21 protein-coding genes and 1 pseudogene are annotated in these 26,646 nt (G+C 58.7%); 15 read left to right on the top strand and 7 right to left on the bottom strand.

Going from position 1 to position 26,646, the window contains the following annotated elements; all coding sequences use genetic code 11:
• Positions 1-51: 51 nt before the first annotated feature.
• From AB8B29_RS30035 to AB8B29_RS30020, 4 genes are all read left to right on the top strand, one after another.
• Positions 52-864 (top strand): 3'(2'),5'-bisphosphate nucleotidase CysQ family protein, encoded by an 813-nt coding sequence (locus tag AB8B29_RS30035; protein WP_047557545.1) that lies wholly within the window; start codon positions 52-54, stop codon positions 862-864.
• Between the two features lie 100 nt (positions 865-964).
• Positions 965-1,615: a BON domain-containing protein gene (locus AB8B29_RS30030; protein WP_037200578.1), complete on the top strand. Its 651-nt coding sequence runs from the start codon at positions 965-967 to the stop codon at positions 1,613-1,615.
• A gap of 76 nt (positions 1,616-1,691) precedes the next feature.
• Positions 1,692-2,129 (top strand): DUF3775 domain-containing protein, encoded by a 438-nt coding sequence (locus AB8B29_RS30025; protein ID WP_113102343.1) that lies wholly within the window; start codon positions 1,692-1,694, stop codon positions 2,127-2,129.
• A 247-nt stretch (positions 2,130-2,376) separates the two neighbouring features.
• Positions 2,377-3,024 carry a BON domain-containing protein gene (locus AB8B29_RS30020; RefSeq protein ID WP_047640309.1) on the top strand — a complete coding sequence of 216 codons (648 nt, stop codon included), beginning with the start codon at positions 2,377-2,379 and terminating at the stop codon, positions 3,022-3,024.
• A 98-nt stretch (positions 3,025-3,122) separates the two neighbouring features.
• On the opposite strand, the gene AB8B29_RS30015 is transcribed toward AB8B29_RS30020, so the two are convergent.
• Positions 3,123-3,629, bottom strand: coding sequence for an Hsp20/alpha crystallin family protein (locus AB8B29_RS30015; protein ID WP_113134166.1), 507 nt, complete (start codon positions 3,627-3,629; stop codon positions 3,123-3,125).
• Between the two features lie 415 nt (positions 3,630-4,044).
• Between AB8B29_RS30015 and AB8B29_RS30010 the strand changes: the two genes are divergently transcribed.
• Positions 4,045-5,193, top strand: a complete 1,149-nt coding sequence (locus tag AB8B29_RS30010) for a GGDEF domain-containing protein (protein WP_244655217.1) — start codon at positions 4,045-4,047, stop codon at positions 5,191-5,193.
• A gap of 477 nt (positions 5,194-5,670) precedes the next feature.
• Here AB8B29_RS30010 and AB8B29_RS30005 read toward each other — a convergent pair whose 3' ends face one another.
• Both AB8B29_RS30005 and AB8B29_RS30000 read right to left on the bottom strand, forming a co-directional pair.
• Positions 5,671-6,663, bottom strand: coding sequence for an MDR family oxidoreductase (locus AB8B29_RS30005; protein ID WP_113102531.1), 993 nt, complete (start codon positions 6,661-6,663; stop codon positions 5,671-5,673).
• Positions 6,664-6,711: 48 nt separating this feature from the next.
• Positions 6,712-7,467, bottom strand: a complete 756-nt coding sequence (locus AB8B29_RS30000; RefSeq protein ID WP_113102530.1) for a FadR/GntR family transcriptional regulator — start codon at positions 7,465-7,467, stop codon at positions 6,712-6,714.
• A 132-nt stretch (positions 7,468-7,599) separates the two neighbouring features.
• Between AB8B29_RS30000 and AB8B29_RS29995 the strand changes: the two genes are divergently transcribed.
• From AB8B29_RS29995 to AB8B29_RS29960, 8 genes are all read left to right on the top strand, one after another.
• The gene (locus tag AB8B29_RS29995) at positions 7,600-9,057 is read left to right on the top strand and encodes an FAD-binding oxidoreductase (RefSeq protein ID WP_439006968.1); all 1,458 of its coding nucleotides are present in this window, start codon (positions 7,600-7,602) and stop codon (positions 9,055-9,057) included.
• Complete coding sequence (locus tag AB8B29_RS29990; RefSeq protein WP_439006967.1) at positions 9,058-12,570, top strand: indolepyruvate ferredoxin oxidoreductase family protein; 3,513 nt, start codon at positions 9,058-9,060, stop codon at positions 12,568-12,570.
• Positions 12,567-13,388: an enoyl-CoA hydratase/isomerase family protein gene (locus AB8B29_RS29985; RefSeq protein WP_047640715.1), complete on the top strand. Its 822-nt coding sequence runs from the start codon at positions 12,567-12,569 to the stop codon at positions 13,386-13,388. Before AB8B29_RS29990 ends, AB8B29_RS29985 begins: the two co-directional genes overlap by 4 nt.
• Positions 13,389-13,464: 76 nt before the next feature.
• The gene (locus AB8B29_RS29980; RefSeq protein WP_047640750.1) at positions 13,465-14,430 is read left to right on the top strand and encodes an isopenicillin N synthase family dioxygenase; all 966 of its coding nucleotides are present in this window, start codon (positions 13,465-13,467) and stop codon (positions 14,428-14,430) included.
• A 67-nt stretch (positions 14,431-14,497) separates the two neighbouring features.
• Positions 14,498-15,535, top strand: a complete 1,038-nt coding sequence (locus AB8B29_RS29975; RefSeq protein WP_113102527.1) for an ABC transporter substrate-binding protein — start codon at positions 14,498-14,500, stop codon at positions 15,533-15,535.
• A 114-nt stretch (positions 15,536-15,649) separates the two neighbouring features.
• Positions 15,650-16,714 (top strand): ABC transporter ATP-binding protein, encoded by a 1,065-nt coding sequence (locus tag AB8B29_RS29970; RefSeq protein WP_047640752.1) that lies wholly within the window; start codon positions 15,650-15,652, stop codon positions 16,712-16,714.
• The gene (locus AB8B29_RS29965; protein WP_037201341.1) at positions 16,711-17,568 is read left to right on the top strand and encodes an ABC transporter permease; all 858 of its coding nucleotides are present in this window, start codon (positions 16,711-16,713) and stop codon (positions 17,566-17,568) included. The genes AB8B29_RS29970 and AB8B29_RS29965 overlap by 4 nt, the downstream gene beginning before the upstream one ends.
• Positions 17,568-18,350 (top strand): ABC transporter permease, encoded by a 783-nt coding sequence (locus tag AB8B29_RS29960; RefSeq protein ID WP_037201338.1) that lies wholly within the window; start codon positions 17,568-17,570, stop codon positions 18,348-18,350. The genes AB8B29_RS29965 and AB8B29_RS29960 overlap by 1 nt, the downstream gene beginning before the upstream one ends.
• A 195-nt stretch (positions 18,351-18,545) precedes the next feature.
• Here AB8B29_RS29960 and AB8B29_RS29955 read toward each other — a convergent pair whose 3' ends face one another.
• A complete protein-coding gene (locus AB8B29_RS29955) occupies positions 18,546-20,702 on the bottom strand; it encodes an acyltransferase family protein (protein WP_244655216.1) in 2,157 nt (718 codons plus the stop codon).
• A 444-nt stretch (positions 20,703-21,146) separates the two neighbouring features.
• Here AB8B29_RS29955 and AB8B29_RS29950 point away from each other — a divergent pair, with 444 nt between their 5' ends.
• On the top strand, positions 21,147-21,530 hold the full coding sequence (locus AB8B29_RS29950) for a VOC family protein (RefSeq protein WP_047640716.1): 384 nt from the start codon (positions 21,147-21,149) through the stop codon (positions 21,528-21,530).
• A 225-nt stretch (positions 21,531-21,755) separates the two neighbouring features.
• Here the strand turns inward: AB8B29_RS29950 and AB8B29_RS29945 are convergent, their stop codons facing one another.
• A complete protein-coding gene (locus tag AB8B29_RS29945; protein WP_037199517.1) occupies positions 21,756-22,850 on the bottom strand; it encodes a nucleotidyltransferase family protein in 1,095 nt (364 codons plus the stop codon).
• 247 nt (positions 22,851-23,097) lie between these two features.
• Here AB8B29_RS29945 and rpsU point away from each other — a divergent pair.
• Positions 23,098-23,394: pseudogene (gene rpsU / locus AB8B29_RS29940) on the top strand (30S ribosomal protein S21); the annotation flags it as partial.
• A 177-nt stretch (positions 23,395-23,571) separates the two neighbouring features.
• On the opposite strand, the gene AB8B29_RS29935 reads toward rpsU, so the two are convergent.
• Together AB8B29_RS29935 and AB8B29_RS29930 are read right to left on the bottom strand one after the other, a co-directional pair.
• Positions 23,572-24,672, bottom strand: a complete 1,101-nt coding sequence (locus AB8B29_RS29935; RefSeq protein WP_047640717.1) for an ABC transporter ATP-binding protein — start codon at positions 24,670-24,672, stop codon at positions 23,572-23,574.
• A 9-nt stretch (positions 24,673-24,681) separates the two neighbouring features.
• Positions 24,682-26,625, bottom strand: coding sequence for a glycoside hydrolase family 127 protein (locus tag AB8B29_RS29930; RefSeq protein WP_113102526.1), 1,944 nt, complete (start codon positions 26,623-26,625; stop codon positions 24,682-24,684).
• Positions 26,626-26,646 lie beyond the last annotated feature (21 nt).

Here is a 26,646-nt window from a genome sequence, read left to right as displayed (position 1 = left end):
CGGGTAGCGCTAAAGGAGATGCTGCAGTCATGGCGCGCAAGGGCACGGTCAATGGATCTCACTTCACGACAACAACTTGTCGAAGCCCTGATACCGGTCATTCGAAGGGCTGGCGCGTTGGTACGCTCTCTTCAAAAAACTGGCGTCGCACCGAACTTCAAGCCGGATGGTTCCCCCGTTACACGCGCCGACCTTGCGAGTCATGAGATTCTGTGTGCCGGCTGCAAAGCCTTGGCAGCAGCGATTCCAATTATCAGCGAGGAGGACGAGAACTCCGCAACGCAAGCGTTGAAACCTCTTTCCTTTGTCATCGATCCTCTCGACGGAACGAAGGAATTTGTCCGCGGGCGGGATGAGTTTACCATTAATATCGCATTGGTCGAGAATGGCCACGCCACCGCCGGTTTGATCTATGCGCCCGCACGCGAGAGGCTGTTCTTTTCCTATGGCAATGGATACGTGTTCGAAGAGGCTCCCGATGGGCAGTGCCGCGACCTTTTCAACCGCATCGTCACCCCACGACGACCAATCGTGCTCGTAAGCCGTACGCACCTTGACCGTCAGACAGAGGGCCTGCTTAGCACGTTGCAAGCCTGCACGATCCGCAAACTCGGCTCCTCTCTTAAGTTCGCCTTGATCGCGGCAGCGGAGGCTGACGCCTACGTCAGGCTCTCACCAACGATGCTATGGGATTGCGCTGCCGGGCTGGCGCTTGTCGAAGCCGCCGGAGGCACGGTGCTGCGGACCGACGGATCGCCACTACTCGACGAGAAGCGGCGCACGCTCAGGATTGACGGCTTCATTGCGGCTCGAACACCGCAGCTCGCGCAACGCATCAACACCGCACAAAAGCTATCCCTTTAAGAATGGACCCGGGAAACGTCCCTTGAGCTAGGTCAATGTCAAGGATTGCGCCGCCCCTTAGTCTTCCCTCGTTCGAGATATCAACAGAGGAGATCATCTCATGGACGACATCACACTTCGTCAACTCATTCTCGATGAACTGGAATTCGAACCGAGCATTGACGCAGCCAATATCGGCGTCGCCGCGGACAATGGCGTTATTACCCTCACGGGTCATGTCTCCACCTATGCCGAAAGGGAAGCCGCCGAGCGGGCAACACGCCGCATCAAGGGGGTGAAGGCCATCGCACAGGACATCGAAGTGCGGCCGGCGGGCACGCACAAGACTGCAGATGACGAAATTGCAAAACGCGCAGTAAATACGCTTGGCTGGCACGTCACCGTTCCGAAGGATGCGGTTCAGGTCAAGGTCCAGAACGGTTGGGTTACCCTGAACGGTCGAGTTGAGTGGCAATATCAAAAGACGGCGGCCGCCGACGCCATCCGCGATCTCTCCGGTGTCGTTGGCGTTTCCAACATGATCGAAGTGACTCCACGGGTCAGCTCGGCTGATGTCAAGAAGCGCATCGAAGACGCGTTCCGACGCGACGCCGAGATTGAGGCGAAGGGTATCAATATCAACGTCGCCGACGGCAAGGTCACGCTGCAAGGCAAGGTCAAGACATGGTCGGAGCGACAGGCCGCGGAACATGCCGCGTGGTCGGCTCCTGGCGTCCACAACGTCGAGGACCGCCTCTTGGTCGGTTACTAGGCCGATCGCCGGGCAGCTTATCCATCAGCTGCCCGGCGACTGCCGCGATGCTATGATAAACACCCGGAGAACCGCGATGAAGAAGATCGATGAGGATCGGCCTGCCTGGCCGATGACAATAGCGCCTGAAAAAGTCTGCTACTTTATCCTCAAAGCTCGCCAGTTCGACGCCAAGGAAGCCCCGAGCGACGAGGATTCCTCCTCCAATCCCACGGACGACCGTATGATCGACATACTGGAAGACAGCAGCGACGATCCAGTTCAAGAGGAACTTCGTAGCGCCATATGGGCGCTCAGCGTCGACGAGCAAATCGATCTCGTGACTCTTGCTTGGCTCGGTCGCGGTGATGGCACCGTGTCCGAGTGGTCGAGCATACGCCGCGCAGCAGCAGACGCGCATAACAACCGTACGGCTGCATATCTTCTGGGCACTCCATTACTCGGTGACTATCTCGAGGAAGCCCTGTCGATGTTTGGCGAATCCTGTCAGGTCGTGGAAAACGAGCATCTCTAACGATCGCGCAGAATAGTCAAATCGCAACTATGCCTCGGGCTCGCGACAACTCTTCATCTCCGGAGCCATTGCCGAAGCCATGGTGGGCAAAAGCTATGCCGTGCCAGCATCGATTGCGTCACGCCGCCGAAGAGGATCACAAAATGACCCACCTCGACTTTGACCCAGCGCAATGACGTCACACGCCGGAATGCCGAGATTTGGTTCGAGGTGCGAGCCTCGATCGATTGTCTTCAAGGAGGAAATCATGAGTGATCTGAAGATACGTCGGGACATCCTCGACGAACTGGAATTTGATCCCAGTATTGACGCAGCCACGATCGGCGTCTCTGTGGAGAATGGTGTCGTGACACTATCTGGCCATGTAAAGAGCTACGCCGAAAAAACGGCGGCGGAAGCTGTTGCCCGGCGCGTGAAGGGTGTCCGGGCGATTGCTGAGGAGATCGACGTGCGTTGGCCCGAGCAGAAAAGGCATGCCGATGATGAGATCGCGGCGCGTGCACTCGATATCATTTCCTGGGATACTGCACTTCCCGACGGCGCCATTGATGTCAAGGTCCAGCACGGATGGGTAACACTCTCTGGCGAAGTGCGCTGGCACTTCCAGCGCATGGCGGCTGAAAATGCCGTCAAAAAGCTCGGCGGCGTTGTAGGTGTGACGAATGCTCTAACCATCCGGCAACTTGTGGGCACGTCCGACATCAAGGATCGGATAGAGCGAGCTCTTCAGCGGAATGCCGAGATCGAGGCGGATAGGATAAGAGTTCGCGTATCCGACACCAAGGTCGTCCTCGAAGGCGACGTGCATGCCTGGAATGAGCGGCAGGCGGCAGAGCAGGCCGCGTGGTCGGTTCCGGGCGTCGCCATCGTTGAAAATCACCTTCATGTCGGTTGACGCCAAAGGGAGGGGCGAGCCCCTCCCTTCCTGTGCCGCCAGCCCCCTTGATAACCTACAGCTGAGCCGCGACGGACACGGGATTGAGGCCAGACGGGTTAGCCTGCCTTGATCGCAATTTTCCGGTCATTCTTCTGCGCATTGGCTGTCTTCGGCAGAACGACCTTCAAAACACCATTTGCGAAGGAGGCATCGATCTTCTCGGCATCGACGCCGTCGGGAAGCTGGAGGCTGCGCTGGAACGATCCATAGCGCCGTTCGGAGAGGTAGTATTCCTTCTCCTTTTCCTCCTTGCTTTCATGCTTTTCGCCTTTGACCGTCAGGATGCCGTCCGCGAGCGTCAGTTCCACGTCCTTCGCATCGATACCTGGAAGCTCTGCCGTGAGCTCATAGGCCTTATCGGACTCGACGAAGTCGATGGCCGGCATGCCACGTGCGAAAGCATTCGGGAAACGTGCGAGTGTGCGATCGAAAAAGCCAGGGGTTAAGTCATTGAAGACGCGATCAATTTCCGATCGCAGGCTCTCGAATGGCGCCCTGCGCTCCATAGCGGGTGCCGCCTTCTTCTCCGTGCTCACGGGGAGCTTCCTTGCCATATCGGCCATATCATTTCTCCTCTTCGTTACGAGGACCATTGGAGGACGACCTTGCCCCGGCCCTTTTCCAAATCGTCTTTGCAGGACGCGATATCATCAAAGACGGTGTTGCGACGCTGTTCATTGATCAGCATCAAAATGGCGCGCTGTCGCGCGTCCCGAGGCGATCGCGATCGTCATCTTGCCGATTATGAAATCGATCGGCGCCCCCTTTGTTTTTGGTTAGGTGATCGGGGTCGTGGACCGATGCCTATCTTCAACTTGAAGGCTTGAACCTCTCCGCAGGCAAGCTCATACGTCAACGATTGCCGGCAAAAAATGAAGAAGTTCCGGGCGGTGTCAACCTTCACAAATTTTTCAACTATTCAAAGTATTGCCGCGGCGACATACATTAATTTGGTGCTTAATGATCAACCACTTGGATATGCCGACGGTCCTCTTCTTACAGAAGACATCCTATATCGCCGGAGCGTTGACCTTAGGGTATCTGCGGCTTACCTCGGCCGAAAGTCGCGGCGTAGGACTATTAGCAGCAAGCTTCATTATCCTAGCGACAGGTTCAACACTTGCAGGATATGCCGAAGTTCATCCCGCGCTTTATGGGCCTCTCAGCCTCATCAACATTGTTCTTGCCGTGCTGGGCTACTGCATGCTGGGATTGGCATTTATCGTGATCAGCAACCCCGATCGAAAGATAAACACCACACATATACTCATCCCCGCCGCACTAACGCTGGCAACGGGACTGATTACAGCGTTCCATCTGAACAACACGTATCGGGCGACGACCTTCACTTTTCTCGGTTGCTTGACGATGGCCGCCACGGCGGTTGTCGTGTTTCTCGATGCACATCGCGAGCCGCTTCCAATTCGGAAACTGATTGCAGCAATACTTGCAGCAGCCAGTCTTCTCTCATTGGTCATGGGTCTGGAGTTCTCGTTCAATGCCTTTCCTCTGCTCGATGTGGCGAGCGGCTTTTTTCTGATGATCCTTTCCAAGTTCGTGCTTGCGATTGCAATCGTGATTTTCATCAGCGAGCGCCAGCATATCAAGATTAAACACCTGGCCGACCACGACGCTCTCACGGGTCTTTATAACCGTCGCTTTTTCAACGCGAACACGCCCAGTCAGCCCGGCCATGGCGACGCCATTCTCTATCTAGATATCGATCACTTCAAACAGTTGAACGATCGCTGGGGGCATGCCGCAGGCGACGAAGTTCTCGCGACGATGGCTCGGGCGATGAAATCGATCTTGCCACAGTCGGCATTGCTTGCACGTCAGGGGGGAGAGGAGTTCATAGTTTTTCTCCCTGCAAAAGCCGGAGACGCGTTACTCCATGCCGAGCGGATTCGCCAAGCCGTCGCTGAGCTTCGCTATCCCACACTTGGGGCCGAGATGACTGTGACGACGAGCATTGGTATCGCAAGAGCTGTGCAGGAACATGCGGAGCTCTCGGATCTTTGCCGGGAAGCCGACCGGGCCTTGTATTTGGCCAAAGCCGCAGGCCGAAACCGTGTTTGTGACGCCGAACTCAACTCCGTTCCGGAGCATTGTCGGCGCTTAGGATGATGCAGAACCACGACCAGCCGAGGCCGCTTACTAAGCGGCCGAAATGACGGCCTTTGAATATGGCAAGCGCTCCCCGACATATAGAAGGTTTGATGCCAGACATGGCTTGCAATTCTGCTTACGGCAGACCCCCTTTTCACGGAACTGTTCTACCCCGGGACTGGAAGACCACAACTATTGAGCAGTTCATTCAGGTAGTGGATTCCTGTATCCGCTGGTACAAAGAAAAGCGGATAAAAATATCCCTCGGCTCTCTCAACCCCATCGCATGCCGAAAGAAGTTCGGACGAACGATATAAAACCAGTCCAAGTTTTTATCCGCATCCCCGAGGGGTCAAATCAAGTCGGAATTCAACAGCCAGACGGCACGCGCTACGATCTCGACCGAAAACAGATGGTTCGTGTAAATCAGGGCTGCCTCGCTCATGTTGCCAGCTATCGCAGCAATATTGATGAGAAATCAATGTGACAGCAACGTCAGCCGATCTCTACGACTACGCGACCACGGATGCGACCCGCAACGATATCTTCTGCTATTTTCGGCAACGCGGACATCGGCTCAATCCGCGTTAATGCCTGCAGGTGTAAAGGGTTTAGGTGCCGGCCAAGGATCTGCCAGGCACGTAGACGTTTCGCAACGGGCGCCATGACGGAATCGATGCCGAGCAGTGCCACATTGCGCAAGATATGCGGCAAGACCGTCGCCGGCAGATCTGCGCCGCCGGCAAGACCGCAAGCAGCCACCGCCCCTCCGTAGACCGTCTGGGACAGCACATTAGCAAGCGTCGTCGAGCCGACGGAATCGACTGCTCCCGCCCAGCGCTCTTTTTGCAGCGGGCCGCCCTTCTCGCTAAGCGCCGCGCGCTCGACGAATCCGGACGCTCCCAGCGAGGCGAGATAATCATGGGTTTCGGGCCGGCCGGTCGAAGCCGTAACCTTGTAGCCCTTGCTGGCAAGCAGGCTCACAGCCACCGAGCCGACGCCACCGGCCGCTCCCGTGACCAGCACTTCCCGATCGTCGACGCCGATCGTTCCCCAATCCTCCAGGGCATTGACGCAAAGGGCGGCGGTATAGCCAGCCGTTCCGATTGCCATCGCCTGCTCCAGGGAGAACTCCTGCGGCAGCGGAATCAACCATTCCGCCTTGACCCGCTGGTATCGGGAATAGCCGCCCCATTCGGTCTCGGAAAGACCCCAGCCGTTCAGCACAACCTTGTCGCCCGCAACCCATTTATCCGAGCGCGACTCGACGACAACGCCGGCAAGATCGATACCGCCAACCATCGGCGTGCGGCGCGCAATCCTTCCCTTGCCGGAAAGGGCGAGACCGTCCTTGAAGTTGACGGTGGAAAACGCAACTTCGACCAGAACGTCATGGTCGGGCAGATCGGCCAAGGTCAGTTGTCGGAAGCCGGCCTGCTGTTTGCCATCAACCGTATCGATCACCATTGCCGTAAAAGAATCTGACATGGAATTCCCTTGAACTTCAATGCTTCTGAGGATGTGAGCCGACTGGGTTCAGGACTGCGCCTGCTCGCTCGCCCGGCGGCCGCGCGCATCAAGCGCGGCGCTATAGCTGTCCCGCACATAGGCGAGGAGATTTGTGAGCGCTGCCGTTGCTTCACCGACATCGCGATTGCTGAGCGCCTCATGGATCCGCTGGTGGAAGGCAACGACCTGGCGGCGCTCGCGCACCCTGAAGACAATCATGTTCGTGATCGGAATGAAGGATTCGATCACGATGTACATCATCAGCTTCAAGGGGCCATTGCCGGTCGAGTCGACCAGGGCGCGATGGAACCGTACATCGGAAGCGCAGAAATCTTCGTCGCTGATATCCTGATCCCGCTGCAAGGCGATCTCAGTGGCCATAGCCTGCAATCCCTCTTCGCTGCGGTTTTCGCAGGCAAGCCGGCAGCAGATGGTTTCCGTCTCAAGCCTTGCGGCAATGATCTCGTCGATATCGAAAGCACCGATACCGACGAGAAGTGTCGCGGCACCGGTAATCGCCTTCGACAACCCCTCGGGATCGGGTCGCATCACGAAATTGCCGCCCAGGGGGCCGCGGCGCGAATGAATGAGGTTCTGCGCCGCCAGACGCTTCAACGCCTCGCGCACCGTCGGGCGCGAAATTCCAAAACTCCGGGCAAGATCCTCCTCCGTCGGCAAGCGCTCATCGATCTTCAGGCGCCCGTCCAGGATCGCGGACTTGATATTCTCGGCGACCTGCTTGGCGATACCAGATCTTACCACTTCGTCATATCTAAGATTCATAGAGCTCCATCCTTCGCTCGAAAGCATTGATGCCATGCCTTCGTCGAAAAGGCTATAGGTATTTAAATATAGGTTTGACAAATATCAGATAGGCGATAACCTGCCCTCGATCCAGATAACCAGGGGAACAGAATGGGCGGATCGATCGACCGGGCGCTCGTCGCACGTCCCTTATCTGCGACGTCTTTGCGGCTCTCAGAATTGTTGACCCGCCTCCACGACAGGCTGGACAAGAACGCTGTTGTCACGGGTCCGGATGTCGGTGACGCCTATTGCGCGGACGCAACAGACGAGCGCGGCGTGCGGCCGGCCGTTCTGTTTCGCCCCAGGGATACCGCATCGGTGTCGGTCATTCTTTCCGCATGCGACGCCCTCGGCCAGCCTATCGTCGTGCAAGGCGGACGGACCGGCCTTGCGGGCGCCGCGCGGCCCATGGCCGGCGAGGTAGCGCTGTCGCTGGAACGAATGAATGCAATCGAACCTGTCAACGAGGATGCCGGCACTGTGATCGCCCATGCCGGCGCGACCCTGCAGGCCGTTCAGGAGGTCGCAGATATCAATGGCTTCATGTTCGGCGTGGATATCGGCGCTCGGGGCACCTCCACAATTGGCGGCAACATCGCCACCAATGCCGGCGGCATTCGCGTCCTGCGCTATGGCATGTATCGCGCCCAGGTTCTCGGCCTGGAGGCCGTGATGGCAGACGGCTCCGTGCTGACCAGCCTCAAAGGCCTTTCGAAGAACAATTCGGGTTTCGATCTCAACCAGATATTCATCGGCAGCGAGGGCACACTTGGCGTCGTAACCCGTGCCTGCCTGCGTCTGCATCCCAAGCCGCAGTCACTGGCAAACGCATTTTGCGCCCTCCCCTCGCTCGGTGCGGCAATCACGCTTCTGCGGCGTCTGCGCCAGAGGCTCGGACCGTCCCTCTCCGCTTTCGAAGTCATATTCCCGGCTGTTTATGCTGGCGTTCTCAAGCGTACCGCCGGGCCGCCGCCTGTGCCGGCGGGTGCTGGAATGTATGCGCTCATCGAGATGCAGGGACAGGACGAAGCAGGCGACGAGGATCGCTTTGCCGCTGCGCTGATGGAATGCTACGAGGAAGGCATTGTCAGCGATGTCGCGGTTTCCCGCTCGCTGCGCCACTACCATGCCATCTGGAATTTGCGCGATGCCGCGAGCGAATTCATTTTCAGCATGGACCATGTCGCGGGCTTCGACGTCAGCCTGCCCATTTCCGCAATGCAGCGGTTCCTGGACAGGGCCACAGCCAAAATCGCGCATGTCGATCCCGCCGCTTCCATCTACATTTTCGGTCATCTCGGTGACGGCAATCTGCATTTCCTCGTTCGTACGCACCACTATGACCGCGTCGCGGACGCGACCTTTTCCTGTGTCGCCAGCGAAGGGGGATCGATATCGGCGGAACACGGTATTGGCCTTGAAAAGAAGAAGTGGCTGCCGCTGGTTCGCAGCCCGGCCGAGATGGCTGCCATGCGCCGTCTCAAATCGGCGTTCGATCCCAATAACATCCTCAATCCCGGCCGCGTTTTCGACATGGAACCAACGGCACCGGGGGAGCGCGCATAAATGTCCACTCTGCCCGTCGCCGCACACTCCAAGGATCGGCCCACGGCCTCCGCCGTGAAAACGCCCAGCCTCGATGACCGCTACGTGCTCGATCGGGGCAACATCCTCGTTTCCGGCACGCAGGCGCTCTTACGCCTGCCGATGATCCAGCGTCAGCGTGACCTTGCGCGCGGATTGAACACCGCCGGCTATGTCTCCGGATATCGCGGCTCGCCGCTTGCCAGCTTCGACCGCGAAATGGCGCGCGCGAGGAAATATCTCGACGACCATCACATCCGCTTCCAGCCCGGCCTCAATGAAGACATGGCCGCCACCGCCGTCTGGGGCACGCAGCAGACGGCGATGTTTCCGGGCGCCCGGTATGATGGCGTCTTCGCCATGTGGTACGGCAAGGGACCTGGCGTCGATCGCAGCATGGACGTGATCCGTCACGCCAACGCCGTCGGCACCAATCCGAATGGCGGCGTTCTGCTGCTCGTCGGAGACGATCACGGTGCCGTTTCGTCGACCCTACCGCACCAGAGTGAACATAATCTGATCTCCGCGATGGTGCCGCTCCTGTCGCCGGCCGGCGTGGGGGAATATATCGACTACGGACTGTTTGGCTGGGCGCTCAGTCGCTATTCCGGCGCCTGGGTCGGCTTCAAATGCCAGACTGAAATCGTCGAATGCACGGCGACGGTCGAACTCGATCGGCCCGCCATCATCTATCCCGATGGTCACAGCGACCTCTCATTGCGATGGCCGGATGGCCCGCATGCGATGGAACGGCGGCTGGAAAACAAGATGGACGCGATACACGTCTTCGCCCGTCAAAACAGCATCGACAGAACGATCTGGGGTAGCACTGCCGGCAAAGCGAGGCTCGGTATCGTTTCGACCGGGAAATCATGGCTCGACCTCATGGGCGCGTTGACAAGCCTTGGCATCGACGAGCGTCGGGCCGGCGAACTCGGCATCCGGCTTTACAAGATCGGCATGGTCTGGCCGATCGAACCGGAGGGACTGCAACGGTTCGCCTCCGATGTCGAAACCTTGTTGGTGGTCGAGGAAAAGCGCGCGGTCATCGAAGACCAGATCAAGGCTCAGCTTTTCAACCTCGCTTCAGATCGGCGCCCAAGGGTCTACGGCAAATTCGGCGTGGATGGTCGACCGCTCTTGTCCGCGGCCGGCGAGATCAATGCGGTCGCGGTCGCAAGAGCGATCGTCTATCTTATCGGTGAGGCTCACACCGATCTGCTGGCCAGATCGCGCGATATCGAGGCGCTCCTCGCGGCAAGTGCCACGGAAACGCCAGCGCTGAAACGCGACCCCTATTTCTGCTCAGGCTGTCCGCACAGCATTTCCACCCGCCTGCCCGAGGGAAGCCGGGCATCCACCGGCATCGGCTGTCACATGATGGTAATCGGGCTGGAAGAGCGCAACACCTCGACCTTTACCCAGATGGGCGGTGAAGGTGGGTCGTGGATTGGCCTTTCCCAATTCACCGACGAGAAGCATATCTTCGTCAACATGGGCGATGGCACCTATTTCCATTCCGGGCTGCTTGCGATCCGCGCCGCGATTGCTGCCAAGGTCAACGCCACCTACAAGATCCTCTATAACGATGCCGTCGCCATGACGGGCGGTCAGAAACATGACGGAGAAGTCTCCGTTCCCGGCATTGTCGGGCAGATGCTCGCCGAAGGAGCGGCCCGGGTCGCTGTCGTTGCCGAGCGGCCCGATGTCTGGCAAGGCAATCTGCCGCGCGGCGTTACGGTCAACCACCGCGACGAACTGGATGCGGTGCAGCGTGAACTGCGCGAGGTGCCGGGCGTTACCGTGCTCGTCTACGATCAGGTTTGTGCTGCCGAAAAGAGGCGCCGGCGCAAGCGGGGCGCTTTCGCCATCTCCGACAAACGCGCCTTCATCAACGAGCTCGTCTGCGAGGGTTGCGGCGACTGTTCTGCTGTTTCCAACTGCATCTCCATCGAGCCGCAGGAAACGGAGTTCGGGCGCAAGCGGCGGATCAACCAGTCGAGCTGCAATACCGATCTCTCCTGCATAAAAGGCTTCTGTCCAAGCTTCGTCACCATCGAGGGCGGGACCATCCGCAAGCCGGACGCCAAGGCAGGCAAGCCAAGCTTCGACGACCTCCCTCTTCCGGCCATCCGAAAGATCACCGACCGGTCCTACAACATGCTGCTCGCCGGCATCGGCGGGACGGGCGTCATTACCGTCAGCGCCATACTGTCGATGGCCGCGCACATTGACGGCCTTGCGGTCCAGACTCTCGACCAAACCGGCCTTGCCCAGAAAAATGGGGCCGTCATCTCGCACCTGCGGGTCGCAAGGGCGCGAGAGCAGATCACATCCGTACGGATCGGACCGGGGGAAAGCGATCTGGTCCTCGGCTTCGATATCGTCGTGTCAGCGGCCCAGAACGCCCTGTCGACATTCGCTGCCGGCCGTACCAAGGCCGTTCTCGACGATCATTTCGCGCCGACCGCCTCGTTTGTGCAGAATACCGCAATCGATTTTCGCCAGGAACCGACGGTGAAGGCATTGCGCAAAGCGGCTGGGGACAATGCCATCAGCCTTATCGCCGCGACGAAACTGGGGGCGGCCCTGATGGGCGACGCGATCGCGGCCAACATGTTCCTGCTCGGCCACGCCTGGCAGCGTGGACTAGTTCCAATCAGTCTTGAGGCAATCGATGCGGCGATCGAACTCAATGGCACAGGCATTGCGATGAATCGCGCAGCCTTTGGCTGGGGCCGTCGCTCGGTGGTGGATCCGGAGGCTGTCAAACAGGCGGCCGCAATCGATCCGGACGAGGCGCCGGCCAGGCAGACGCTGGACGAGATTGTCGCCAAGCGCATCGAGTTCCTGACGCACTATCAAAGCGCCACCTATGCCGACAAATACCGCAAGCTGGTGACGACCGCCCGCACTGCCGAGGCCCAACTGAAGCTCGGAGAGGATTTTTCCGAGGCCGTGGCGCGCAATGCCTTCAAGCTGATGGCCTATAAGGACGAATATGAAGTGGCCCGGCTGCACAACGACCGGAGCTTCAAGGACAAGATCGCGGCGCAGTTCGAAGGTGATTTCGAGATCAAGCATCATCTGGCGCCGCCGTTCTTTTCCCGAAGGATCGACAAGCGCACGGGCAACCCGGCAAAGATTGCCATCAGCCACAAGCTCACTTTGCCGGCGTTTTCCGTGCTGGAGAAAATGCGCTTCCTTCGCGGCACGCCGCTTGATCCGTTCGGCTACACGCATGAGCGTCGCATGGAGCGAAAACTGGCCGCCGATTATGCGGCGTTGATCAACGACCTCGCAGCAAATCTATCACCGGAAAACCAGCAGCGCGCCATCGCGCTTGCCCAGCTCCCCGATCAGATCAGGGGGTTTGGCCCTGTCAAATCAGCATCGATAGAGCGTTTCGAGAAGAATAAGGCGGCCCTGTTGATGCAGGCATCGAGCACGCCATCGCAACCGGCTGACACCAGCGTAAAAAGGAAAAACATATGAGCATAGCCGAGCGCTTCGAGACCATTCTCTACGACAAGGATGAACAGGACAAGTTCGCGACGATCACAATCAATCGGCCGGACAAGCTCAATGCGATGAACAAGACGACCGTGCGCGAGATCGACCGCGCCGTTGCGCTGGCCGTCGCCGACAAGGACGTCAACGCACTGGTGATCACCGGTGCCGGCCGCGCGTTTTCTTCCGGTTATGACCTGCAAGGCGCAGACTATGATGTCAGCATCGAGGACTGGCATGCCGACATGTCGGAAAATGCCCAGGCGCTTCTGAATATCTGGAAGGCGCCGATCCCCGTCATCGCCTCGGTGAACGGCTATGCGCTTGCCGGCGCGCTCGAACTCGTCATGTCGTGCGATCTGGCGATCGCTGCCGATAACGCCAAGTTCGGCGAGCCGGAAGTCCGTCACAATTCCGGTCCGCCTGCCCTCTTCATGCCATGGCTGCTGGCCACCCGCGACGTGCGCTGGCTGATGTACACAGGCGATCTGGTGGACGCGGAAGAAGCGCTGCGGATGCACCTGATCAACAAGATCGTGCCTGCCGATCAGCTCAAGCAAAAGACCGAGAACCTGGCGCGCAAGCTGGCACGCATGCCAGTTCCGGCCATCAAGTTCGCCAAGTCCTCCATCAACAACCAGCAGATCGCCGCCGGCCTGATGACATCCTTCGATTACAACGTGCATGCCATCGCCGCCCTCCATGTCAGCAAGGACGGGCAGGAATGGATGCGCAATCTTCAGAAGATGTCACTGAAGGAATATCTCGAATTTCGCGACGCACCCTTCAAGGGGCTCGACTGACATCATCTTCCTCGCTGGTTTGGCGATGCACAGCCACAACAACATGGCTGTATTTAACTCCGGAAAGGATCAGACAATGCAGATGGCCCCGTCCTCAACGCAGGATATGGACAGCATTCCGGTCATAGATATCTCGCCTTTCATCCATCGGACCGCCGGCAGCGATGCCGTGGTCAAGGCGATCGAGGCCGCCTGCCGCGAAACCGGCTTCTTCCTGATCACCGGACATGGTGTGTCCACGGAGGCAACCGCGCGGCTTTACAATCTTGCCCGCGATTTCTTCGACGAACCGCAGGAGTGGAAAAAGCAACAAGGCCGGGGAACTTCGCTAAAGGGGGGCGTCGCCTTCTCCCCCATCGCGGATGAGGCACTGAGCGCCACGCTTGGGATCAAGACGCCGGGTGACTACAAGGAAAGCCTGAATTTCGGGCCGCGCCTTCCGGGTGACGTCTGGCCCATGGTTCCACAAGGATTACAGGCCGCATTCAGCGCCTATTTTGCCGAGATGGAGATGCTCGCTGGCCATCTGCGGCGCGCATTCTGCCAGGCGATCGGGCTTGCTCCCGATTACTTCGAGCCGGCCTTTGCCGACCACCTTTCAGCACTCCGCGTCATCAACTATCCGGAACAACAGGAAAGCCCACTGCCCGGCCAATTACGTGCGGGCGTCCATACCGATTACGGCTTCATGACCATTCTGCGCTCGGAGGCATCGCCGGGAGGGCTTCAGGTCCGCAGGCGCGATGGCGAATGGCTGGATGCGCCGAACGTCGAAGGCGCCTATGTCGTGAATATCGCCGATGCCTTCATGCGCTGGACCAATGACGAATGGCTCTCGACGCCACATCGGGTTGCCAATCCACCCGGCGACTTCAAGGGAACGACACGGCGTCAATCCATTCCCTTCTTTGTCAATCCTTCGAAAGAGACGCTCATCGAATGCCTGCCGCCCTTTGCGGCAAAGGCGCCGGCAAAATACACGCCGATTACCTACGGAGACTATATCGCGCTGAAGACAAGCCAAGCCTTCAGCAAGTCCTGAGCGCAAGAAGCGAAACATCGCCTAGCGCAGCAGCGACCGAAACATAACCATGACAAGGGGAACCGAAATGATGAACATGAACAGGCGGCAGCTTCTTGCCGGAATGGGCAGCCTTGCCGCTGCAAGCGTGATCAGCCTTCCTGCGCGCGCGCAAAGCAAGACACTCGTGGTGCCGACGCTCGGGGGTGCCTGGGAACAATTCTGGCGCTCGACGCTGGCACCCGCATTCACGGCAAAGAGCGGTGCCGCAGTGACACTCGATGCCGGCAACGGCCGTGTCTGGAGCGCCAACCTGCGGGCGGCGGGCGCTGAAAACCCGCCCTATTCTATCCTGATGACCAACGAGGCCTTCGCCTCCAGCCTGCGCAAGGAAGGCTTCTTCGAGAAGCTCGATCTGACGAAACTGTCGAACTACAACGATCTCTACCCTCTTGCGAAGAAGACGGATGGCTGGGGTGCCGTGGCCATGGTCTCGCCGATCGGCATCGCCTACCGAACCGATATGGTCAAAACCCCGCCGAAGGGATGGAAGGATCTCTGGGAAAACCCGGAGTTCAAGGGTCGCATTGGCCTCTACAACTTCGCCAATACGGCCGGCAAGATGGAGCTGATGCTGGCATCGAAAATCTTCGGCAAGGATCAATACGACATCGATGCCGGCTTCAAGGCGCTGGAAAAGCTCGGCCCCGTCATACAGGCGGATTTCAATCTGTCGACGGGCCTTGCAGCCGGCGAATTCGTCGTTGCGCCCTTCGACTTCGGCGAGGTGGCGCGCTTGCGATCCCAGGGGCTGCCGATCGATGTCGTCGTTCCCGAAGAGGGCATGCTGATGTTCGACCAGACGCTGAATATCCTTGCCCATGCCCCGGAAAAGGAACTCGCCTACCAATATGCCGACTTCCTGCTTTCTCCGGAGGGGCAGATACCGCTCATGAAGCAGTTCTTCGTCTCCCCCACCAATTCCAAGGTGGTGGTCCCGGCCGACCTGCAAAAGGACGTGCCGATCTCGGGCGAGGCCATGGACAAGATCCTGACATGGGACTGGAACTTCATGAACCAAAAGCAGGCCGAGTTCTCGGAGACCTGGGCAAAGGTCATGCGCTAGGCGCGCCCTGACGATCCCCTCGCTATGCGCCGGCCCGCCTTTAGGCGGTCCGGCCCCTCTCCCGACATGGTGGCATGGACGCGGTCGCCGCCGACAGAATTTGGAAGATCGATCATGACAGAGGTGAGCATCGAAGCGCTGACCAAGCACTATGGAGCATCTCTTGCGGTCAACGGCATCTCCGTGAAAATCGCAAAGGGTGAGTTTATCTCCCTTCTTGGCCCTTCCGGCTGCGGCAAGACAACTACGCTGAAAATGATAGCCGGCTTCGAGGACGCCACATCAGGCGCGATCCGTTTCGATGGGCAGGACGTCGTGCATGTGCCTGCCGAAAAACGCGACATTGGCATGGTCTTCCAGAACTACGCCCTGTTTCCGCATATGACCGTCGCGCAGAACCTGGCGTTCGGACTGGAGATGCGCCGCAGACCGAAGCGCGAAATCGCCGAGCGCACGGCGCGTGTTCTCGACATGGTACAGCTCTCCGGATATGCCGACCGCTATCCGCGCCAGCTTTCCGGCGGACAGCAACAACGCGTCGCCCTTGCTCGAGCGCTGGTGATCGAGCCCCGAATTCTCCTTCTCGACGAGCCGCTTGCCAACCTCGACGCCAAGCTGCGCGAGGAGATGCGCATCTTTATCCGCGATCTTCAGAAGCGTGTTGGCATCACCACTGTTTACGTGACCCACGATCAGGCGGAGGCTATGACCATGTCGGATCGTGTCGTGGTCATGTTTGGCGGGCAGATCGCCCAGTATGGCGCGCCAGCCGATATCTACGATCGGCCGGCCAGCCTCGAAGTCGCGCAATTCGTGGGGCAGGTCAACATCCTGTCCGGTCGGCTGCTCTCCACCGACGCCAACAGTATTTCGGTCATCGATACAGCACTCGGTACGGTCAGGATCTTCAATGCTCCAAGGTCGCCCGATGGGGCCGTGACGCTGGTGCTGCGGCCCGAGGCCGTCGAGCTGTTTCCCGAAAGTGCGGGGCAGGCAGGCGTACCGGCCACCGTCACTGCGAGCTACTATTCGGGCAGCCTGATCGACTATCTGCTGGCGCTCGACAGTGGCGACACCATCAATGTCCAGACCTTCCCTCGCAGCCGTTTCTCTCCGGGCGACCGTGTCACCGTCAAGGTCGATGGCGATCGCTTCTGGGCGCTCGGAGCTGCCGCATGAGCCTTCGAGCGAAATCTCTGAAGCCCTTTGCCCTGATCGCCCCAGCTGTTCTGCTGCTCGGTGTCTTCCTGGTATTGCCGTACATCAACATCGTGGTCATGAGCCTGCGCAATCCGGGGAGCGGCACGCCCTATGCGCCCGGCTTCACCCTCTCAAACTATCTCAGGCTCTTTGCCGACAGCTTTTATCTGGAGCAGACCGCAAATACGTTGGTGATCGGCTTCATCACCACCTTTGTCTGCCTTGTCCTCGGCTTCCCCGTCGCCTGGCAGCTTGCGAAGACCCAAATGCGTTTTCGCGGCCTGGCCTATGGCCTCGTGCTCTCACCGCTTCTCGTCGGCATCGTCATCCGCAGCTATGGCTGGACGATACTACTCGGCAATAACGGCATGATAAACCGCACGCTGATCGGCTTCGGCCTGATCGATCGCCCGCTTGCCCTGATGTATAACTCCCTTGGGATCGTGATCGCGCTGGTGCACGTCTTCCTGCCCTTCATGATCCTGCCGCTCATGAGCGCGCTGCAGGGGATAGACCCTTCAATCGAAGCGGCCGCCCGGTCGCTTGGTGCTGGACGCATCACCGCCTTTCGAAGAATTGTTCTGCCGCTGGCGATGCCGGGCATACAGGCCGGCTGCATACTGGTCTTTGTCCTATCGCTCAGCGCCTACGTCACCCCGTCCTTGATCGGCGGCCTGCGCGTAAAGACGATGGCCGTCAGCGTGGTCGACGCCCTTATCGATACGTTTCAATGGCCCTTCGGCTCGGCCATGGCACTGATGCTGTCTCTAACCGGGGCTATGGTGGTGATGCTGTTTGCCAGGCTCACCCGCATGAAATGGAAGGCGAACTGATGGCCAGGCACCTCCTCACCGGCTATTGCCTGCTGATCTATGCCTTTCTGTTGCTGCCGATCCTCGTGGTCGTCGGCGCCTCTTTCAATGCTGGCGCCTTCCTGACGTTCCCGCCACAGGGACTTTCATTTCGCTGGTATGTGGTGTTCTTTCACAACGAGGTCTTCCTCAACGCCATCAAGACATCGCTCTGGGTGGCCGCGGTCTCGACAGTGATCTCCTCGATCATCGGCACAATGGCGGCGATCTTCTATGTCCAGCACGCCGGACGCTGGAAGGAAAGCATCCGCCTCGCCATGCTCCTGCCGCTGCTGCTGCCGGAAGTGCTGACGGCCATCTCGCTGTTGTTCTTCGTCTATTCGATCGGCATGGGCACACGAACGATCGCAGCGATGATCATCGGCCATTGCCTCATTACCCTTCCCTTCGTCTTCATCAACGTTTCGGCAGCCATGGAGTCCTACGAACCGTCCTGGAGCCTGGCGGCCAAGAGCCTTGGCGCGGGACCACTGACGCGGTTTCGCCGCATCATGCTGCCGCTGATCAAGCCAGGCGTGATTGGCGGATGCCTGTTCGCCTTCATCATATCCTTCGACACGTTCACGATATCCTTCATGCTGAAGAATGTCGGCACCGCCACGCTTCCAATCCAGCTCTACGATTATCTGCGCACAAACTTCACACCGGAGGCAGCAGCAGTTTCAACGGTATCCATCGTGCTGACCTTGTTCATCGTCGTCCTGTCGGAGAAAGTACTGGGACTGCGCATCCACCGATTCTAGGGCATTTGTTGCTTTTTTCACCCTCCGCTTGGCGACGAACGAATTCGCCGCTGACTCAGCGAGGGTCGTGGCAACCCGAAGGCCGGCGCGGTCGCGTTTTCCGTGGTCGATGATTGGTCTCATCTGACACTTTCAGCCTGCGGGATGACGACCATCGTTGACCGGTCATCAACGACCAGCGCAGATCATTCTCCGCTATCGACGAGCTTCGGAGAGGACGGGGACGTAGAGCGGACTGAGGGTTGCTGCAAACGTTGCCGTCAGGTGGTCGGCATCCTTATAGAGCGGCAGGCCGTTTCGCACCGCATCGCAACGACCATTGCTACAGAGAGAGGGAAGAGGGTCGATGAGCGCAGCTCCATATCGTGCCGCCAGACGTGTCAGGATCGCGTGCGAAAGCGCCTGCCGCTTCTCGATATAGTCCAACGGCGGCGCGACGTCCGTCGATGTGCCTCGCATTATCGCCTTGGCGACGGCCTCAGGCATGTACCGCCCCATCTCCGGAACATCCGAGACCAGCACGACCCTCGTTCCCTGCTTGGTCAGCTCCGCCATCAGGCGATCCAGCGTTTCGACGACGGATGCTGATCGGTCGTCCAACGGAGGCGGCACCGACGGGTCGAAGTAAGGCCCCTCGTTCGGCAACTCGGCATCGTGGACATATTTGGGCCAGTAGGCCACCAGGAAAACCAGCGGAATATGTTGTGCCGCAATCAGATCGTGCACTGCTCCATTGAAGTCGCCGCAGAGCCCGGCATCGCCCCGAGGTGTGAGCTGAACACCCGGCAAAGGAGGGCACGACGAATGTCCTGCAAAGAGGCCGCTGATCCCAACCAGTTTCGCAGCCGCATCGATGGCCGGTGCCATCGCGCCGGAATGGGAATCGCCCCAGACGACAAAAGATGGTTTGGCAGGGCCTTCGAAACCGAGCGGACAGAGCTTGCCTGCATTAATATCTGCCACAGAGGGCCCGGATTTATCGGAGTCGGCAAAACACGGCGGTAGGCTGAAACGGCTTTGATCGTACGTGGAAGCGTATACCGTCCGGGCATCCGCGGGTAGCCGATCCGGCACACCGCGATGATGAGCAACATAGTCTCCCAATCCGACTGAAGCGATCAGGACCCCCGCGGCGCTTGCGAACATGGGTATGCGCTTCACAAAGCTGGCGCGTCCACGGAACGGCTGCTCCACGAAACGCCAAGAGATGGTGGCGAGAACGAGCGATGCGATAACGATCAAACTGCCCTGCAGCAGGGAAAGCTGGCGTCCCGCGACCTCCCGGCTGAATACGATGATCGGCCAGTGCCAGAGATAAAGGGAGTAGGAGATCAGCCCCACAAAAACCAATGGTCGGGATTGCAGGAATCTGCCCGCAGGCCCCGTCTCGTCTCGGCCATGGATAATCAAGGCCGCGCCGAGGCAAGGCAGCAGCGCCGCCGGGCCGGGAAACAGCGTCTGGTCGCTGAAGCCGAATATGGCAATGGCTACCAGGAGGATGCCACCCAGGCCCAGCCCTGCCCGCAGCGCCGACTGCTGCGGCACCGGTATTGCATTGAGGGCCAGCAGCGCCCCAAGGAGGAGTTCCCAGGCGCGAAACTGAAGGAGATAGAATGCCTCGGCCTGCGACCGAAATAGCATCCAAGTGCAAGCGACCAACGATACGGCCAGCAAGCCTGTCACGATGAGCCTAGCACGCCGTCGCGCAAATCGGTTGATCAGCAGCAACAGCAAGGGAAACAGGATGTAGAACTGCTCTTCGACAGCAAGAGACCAGGTGTGCAGCAGCGGCTTCATCTGCGCGCCGATGTCGAAATATCCGCTTTCCTTTTCGAACTGGATATTCGAGGTGAACAGGGCGGCCGCCTTCAAACTGCGGGCGAAGTAGACAAATTCGGCTGGCATCAGCAGAAACCAAGCCGCGATCGAGGAAGTGGCCAGGACAGTAAACAATGCCGGGAAAATCCGGCGGATACGGCGCTCATAGAATCGAACGAGACTGAACTCGCCCTTTGCGATCTCGCTGGAAATCAGCGATGCCATCAGGAAACCAGAGATGACGAAAAATACGTCGACGCCGACGAAACCGCCGCCGAAGCCGGGTACGCCCACGTGGTACAGAACCACCGGAATAATAGCCAGAGCCCGGAGACCATCGACATCCCGGCGATAGTCAAGACCGCTTGACCCATGTCCGTGCGTTGGTGCTAGAGGCAACGAGCGCCGAAGAACAAGATTCAATTTCAACTCTCCAAATGCACCGCGATGCGCACACAGCCGCAACGTGTCTCTTTTGGGCAAATAGTCCCATTGGCTGACGTAAAACTGAAGATTTGAGCTTCGCGGCCTCAAGCTCGGCGTTCTGATCGACCTCGACGTTCAACTGGGTTTAGCCAGGAAAGCAAGATTGCCTCCCTATGGCGCCGACAGGGGCAGGATGCGTTCTGGCGCGGACCTTGAACCCTGGCGTCATCGGAGGCCCAAAGTCTAGCTATAGGTGCCGGTCTTTCATTCTGGACCTTAGCCCTGTTGTGTATCACACTCTTTTGGTGCCCGAGGGAGCCTGGAAGGCGATAAAAAGTTGTTGGCTTGGTGCTTCATTGAAATCCGTAATCACAAGCGACAGCGGATATGCCACTGTTATCCTGGTTGTGAGGCAAAAGCGGGGCGGGCATATAACTTCGCTTGGCGGGACCCGTTGCCCTCTAGGCCAGGATCTCTACCCTTCAATGTTCTTTGTATAGGTTGCTATTAGCACCCATTTGGAAATAGCTTCTCGCGCGTCTGGAGATTGCGATGAACCTTAACCAAGTCACTGTGACTATGCCCGATCTGGATGAAGGATGGCGTTTCTACTGCGCACTCGGTCTTGTTCCCATCGTGGATGCGAGACCCAACTATGTTCGATTTATTTGCCCTGACGGCGACAGCACTTTTTCGCTACATAAGGGCGAAGCGGCTGGCAATGGCACCACGATCTATTTCGAATGCGATGACGTTGATACTCAGTACGAAAACCTCGTTGCCGCGGGCATAACCTTTTCGTCGCCGCCCCAAGATCAAAGCTGGTTGTGGCGCGAAGCAGAGTTGTTTGACCCTGGCGGAAACCGCATACTTCTCTATTTTGCCGGACAAAATCGGATCAATCCGCCATGGCGAATTCGCGCCTCCAACCCGTAGCATCTGGACGGGTTGGCCCCAAAAGAATCATCTCATTGGATAAACCGACGGCGGGCTTGGCATATGCTAGATGTCCGGCACTCGCCCATGGTTGACAGCTCTGGTCGATCGCATTGAACAGAGAGGTGTGCATAAGCGCTCGCTTAGAGCTGATTGTTCGGTTGGGGATTCCAATTTTCAACCCTGACGTGGCGGTCTTAAATGGACGCGAACCGCTGACCACGTCTATTCTCCAAACGGAAGTTCAACTTCTTCGCGGTTTCTTTTTGCGCCCTCGATCAGGACCATCTTGAACCGCTCGGCATCTTGTGCCGGCAGCATTCCCGCCCCTGTTCGAATACCTTCTTGCCACGCAGGCCCGCGCTCCCATGCTTCGTTGTAGACGAGCGCCAAGTCGGCAGATCGCCTTGTCTGCTGTAGGGCTTCAAAGAGCAGCGCAGCTTGACGAACGTCCTTCTCTCGCTTCGCTGGCCCCTGCCCGTCAGTGTTTCTGCGGCTGGCGACAATGAGCTTGTGGACCGCATACCGGGACGGGTCGGGGACGACGACAGGGACACCGCTTCGGTGGAGCAGCATTGTCCTGACGGGCTCCCTTATGAGGAAGTCGAGAAAGCGTAGCGGATCCGCGCTGGCGCCGCCAAGGGCAGGCATCGTTGCCGGCTGGTCGACGTACTCATCCGAACCACGATTCGATGTCAGGAACTCAACCCTGTAGCCCTCGGCATTCTGAAAGGCCGACGAGGCCACGGATCCCGATCGATGTGGAACTGGACGGAAGCTGGCGTCGACGCCCTGCAGCAGCTCAAGGATCGGCGGCAGACTATCTTCAACCTCCCGACTGATGGCATAATCCTGAGCGATGTCAGCATCGCCGGTCAGGATCGCGGCCATGGGAAGGCGGACGCCAAGTAGTCCCGAATAGCACTGAAAGGCCACCGTCCCGATGAGAACACCCCGGAGTCGAAAGAGACCGCCATCGGCAAGAGCCTCAACGATGTCGCCCGACATGGCGTCAGGGGCGATCATACCACCGTCGCGTGTCAGGGTATTTACCAAGCGTCTGCGAGCGCGTAGGTCATCCTTGTCCCGCTTATGATCAGCTACGCGCTGCGCGATAACCGGATCTTCAGCAGGACCGACGTAACGACGTTTCGTGCCGCCGTGTCCGTCCGGGATGTCGAAGTACCAATATTTGCGCCCTTTGATGTTCGCCGGGGTGAACCGACCCTCCGGAGGGAAATCGGCTGTCCATGCGGCGTCGAGCGAGCGCTGACCGAGCTCGGCGAGCATCGTCTGGTACATGAGGTCGATGGACTTCATTAGCTCGACTCCGAGCGTTATACTTTTTTTCAAAAACAGTATAACGCTCGAGAGGACAGCTCGCAAGATAGGATGCGAGCTCTATCTCCTTGAAAGGATAGGAACTAACGACCCAGTAATCGCCTTCGGAGCTTACCTCCAGCCCCATTCGCGATCATGCACATGAAATCAGTAGCGACAGAGAATCCTGGCAAACGGTCTTCCAAGCCTTGATCATCAATGCGCATCGATCTAACGAGGCGCGTCAGAAGTTCTAGTACGTGACAACAACGTTGAGCAAGCGCTCCGTTTTTTGAAAAAGAAGTTGCAGCGCGAGGGCGTTTTCCGCGAGGCCCGACTTCGGGAGCGTTTTGAAAAGCCCTCCGAAAAACGTGCTCGCGAAAAGGCTGAGGGTATCAGGCGTGTCCGCAAACTCGCTCGCAAAAAGCTTGAGCGGGAAAGCGGTATTTCGAGCCCCAAAAAGCTGAGCGCCTCTGCTCGCTGGGGTGTCGGTTATGGATGGCCTGCGCTTCAGAAAACATCGAGTATGATGCGCCGTCATTGACGGAATAGGAGCCGATCCATGACGATTTCAATTTTGGGCATCGCTGGAATGAGCAACGATAGTCCCGCGGTTTCCGATACCGATCGAACGCCGACCGTATCGCAGCACAAGCTCCCCCTACTACCCACTTTCAAGCAGGTAGCTGCAGGCGACAACGCCCGTGACGTTCGATCACATCTATCCACGCGAGAGAGTCGCGCCTGTCGCCACGTCAAACAAGTGCATCTGGTTCATATTGAACGACAGTGGCATCGCCGTCTGAGGCTTAGGTCCGCTTTCCGGGTCGATGCGGGCGCACAGGTTGGCGTCGCCGATGGAAAAATAGACCATGGTCTCCGGACCAAGAGGCTCTACCAGATCGATCCTCGCCTCAACGTCTGCAAAGCCTGGGCGCTGTTGACGATGGCTAATCGATTCTGGCCGTATACCGAAAATGACTGATTTTCCAGCATGGCGCGCATACTCGTTGACGCGCGCATCGGGAACCAGAAGCTCGGCGCCGTCCGCCAGAGCGACGGCAACTCCCCCGCGGCTCGAAACCAAATGCGCCGGAAGGAAATTCATCGACGGCGAGCCGATGAAGCCGGCGACGAACTGGCTGACCGGGCGGTGATAGAGTTCCTGCGGCGGCCCCGCCTGTTCGATGGCGCCGCCATTCATCACCACAACGCGGTCGGCCATGGTCATGGCTTCGACCTGGTCGTGAGTGACATAGACCGTCGTGGTTGGGAGTACCTGGTGCAGTCGCTTGATCTCCGTACGCATCTGAACGCGGAGCTTCGCATCGAGGTTCGACAACGGCTCGTCGAAGAGGAAGACCTTAGGATTGCGCACGATCGCCCGCCCCATCGCGACGCGCTGGCGCTGGCCACCGGAAAGCTGGCCCGGACGCCTGCTCAGGAGTTCGCCGATATGCAGCGTTTCGGCAGCGCGGGCGATACGCGCATCGATCTCGCCTTTCGCCAGCTTCTGCTGCTCCAGGCAAAAAGAGATATTTTCACGCACCGTCATGTGCGGATAGAGCGCATAGTTCTGGAACACCATGGCGATATCGCGCTTTCCAGGCCCCAGGCGATTCACGACCTGGTCGCCAATGACGATATCGCCCGCCGTAATATGTTCGAGACCCGCGATCATGCGCAACGTGGTCGATTTTCCGCAGCCTGACGGCCCCACGAAAACCACGAATTCATTATCCTCGATTTCAAGGCTGATGCCCCGGACGGCTTCATAGATGCCGTAGGATTTGACGACGCTTTTCAGTTCCAGTCGTGCCATCGTTTTCTCCTATGATTCCTGCAGCCAGATCGCCATCGCTCCGGCCTCGCGATTGGCCCAGAGATGGTAGGGGATCGCCTTGAACGGCCTCTTCTTCAATGCGGGCGGTGCGGTGCGATAAAGCGCATTCTCCCAACCGGCATCTTCGGCCTCGAGCGCCGTGCCCTCGAGAACTGCAGCACCACCGAGAAGTCCTGCGTCGTAGCGAGCCGAAATCTCCGACGTTGCCGGCAGGCGAAGCCGCTGCGGCTCGCCGCCAAGATCGGTCTCCTCGACGCAATAGACGACCGGGCCGCGCCGCAATGCGACGCGTCCCCCATCTTCCGAGACGGCCGGGTGGGCGTAGATGCGGTCGACCGGCATCGACAGGCTGATGCGGACTTCGTCGCCGTTCCGCCACTCCCTTGTGATCGCCGCATAACCGTTCGTCACGCATGCGCCGAGATCGACGGCCATGCCATTGACGAAGATCTCAGCGCTCCGGCACCATCCAGGGATGCGCAGATGCAAGGTGAAGTGGCTCGGCTGTTCGAGCGCGAGCTGCAACCTGATGTCGCCGTCCCAGGGATATTGCGTCTCCTGCTTGAGACGAACGAAGGTGTCTCCGACCATCAGCTCAGCGGAATTGGTGCCATAGAGATGAACGGCGAGCTCACTATCCTTGGTGGAATAGAAATACTGCCCGAGTGACGTGATGAAGCGGGCGATATTCGTCGGGCAGCAGGGGCAATAATGCCATTTCCAGCGGCGGTGCTGCCCGTGGCTCTCCAGCACATTTTCATAGAAATAGTGCTCGCCGTCGCGGGAGATGCCAGACAGGGCTCCGTTGAACAGCACGGTTTCCAACCTGTCGGTGAATTTGCTGTTGAGATCGATCTGGGCCATGCGGTGGCTCCAGAAGCCGAGTGCAACCGCGGCGCATGTCTCGGCATAGGCCGTTTCGTTCGGCAGATCGAATTCGCGGGTAAAACCCTCGTTGGATGCGGACGGACCGAGGCCGCCGGTCACATAGAGCTGCCGGCCGACGAGATTGTCGTAGAGGCGCTCGCAAGTTTCTTTCAGCGTCGGATCGCCATTCTCGACAGCCAGATCCACCATCGCCGAGAAGAGATACATGGCGCGGACCGCGTGGCCGACCACCTGTTGCTGCTCGCGCACCGGCATGTGAGCCTGGCTATAGGCGTATGTCTTGTAGACATAGTCTTGCGGATCTTCGCCGCGGTTGCGCGCCTCATCGTCGTAATAGGACGGCATCTGACCGCGTTCGTCGACGAAATAGGTCGCAAGCTTCAGATGCCGGGGGTCGCGCGTGACCCGATAGAGCTTGACGAGCGCGAGCTCGATTTCTTCGTGGGCGTCATAACCTCTCAGCTTGCCGGGCTCCCGGCCGAAGGTGTCAATGATATGGTCGACGGCGCGGATCATGACATCGAGGAAGCGGCCCTTCCCTGTTGCTTCATAGTAAGCGACGGCTCCTTCGAGCAGATGGCCCATCGAATACATTTCATGCAGGTCACGCAGATTGGTCCAGCGCTTTTCCGGTTCGCGGCGAATGAACCAGCTGTTGAGATAGCCATCCGCCATCTGACCTTGTTCGAGCTTGGCAACGATATCGTCGATCTTCGCCTCGATCTCGGCGTTGGGATGGGCCTTCAGCGTGTAGCTAGCAGCCTCGATCCATTTGCCAAAGTCGGAATCGAAAAAGTGCTGCATCGACAGGCCACTCGGCTGGATCGGGCGGACGAGCGGTCCGGCGGGCCTGTCAAAATCGAGCACTTCCAGGAAGCCCTCTTCCTCCAGCCGCTTGTGCTGGGTGGGAATGGTGACGTTGCGCACCGTTTCGCTCCAGCCCTGCCAGAAGCCGCCATCGAAGACGACGCTGGAATGATCGGCAGGCAGATAACACTTGAGGCCTGTGAGCGGTGCCGGTTGAACGCGAGGTGAACTGGACATGACAACTCCTTCAGCGGAACG

The organism is Rhizobium sp. 11_C7_N12_5 (assembly GCF_051811145.1).
GTDB lineage: Bacteria > Pseudomonadota > Alphaproteobacteria > Rhizobiales > Rhizobiaceae > Rhizobium > Rhizobium lusitanum.
This window is presented reverse-complemented; position numbering and strand designations above follow the sequence as displayed.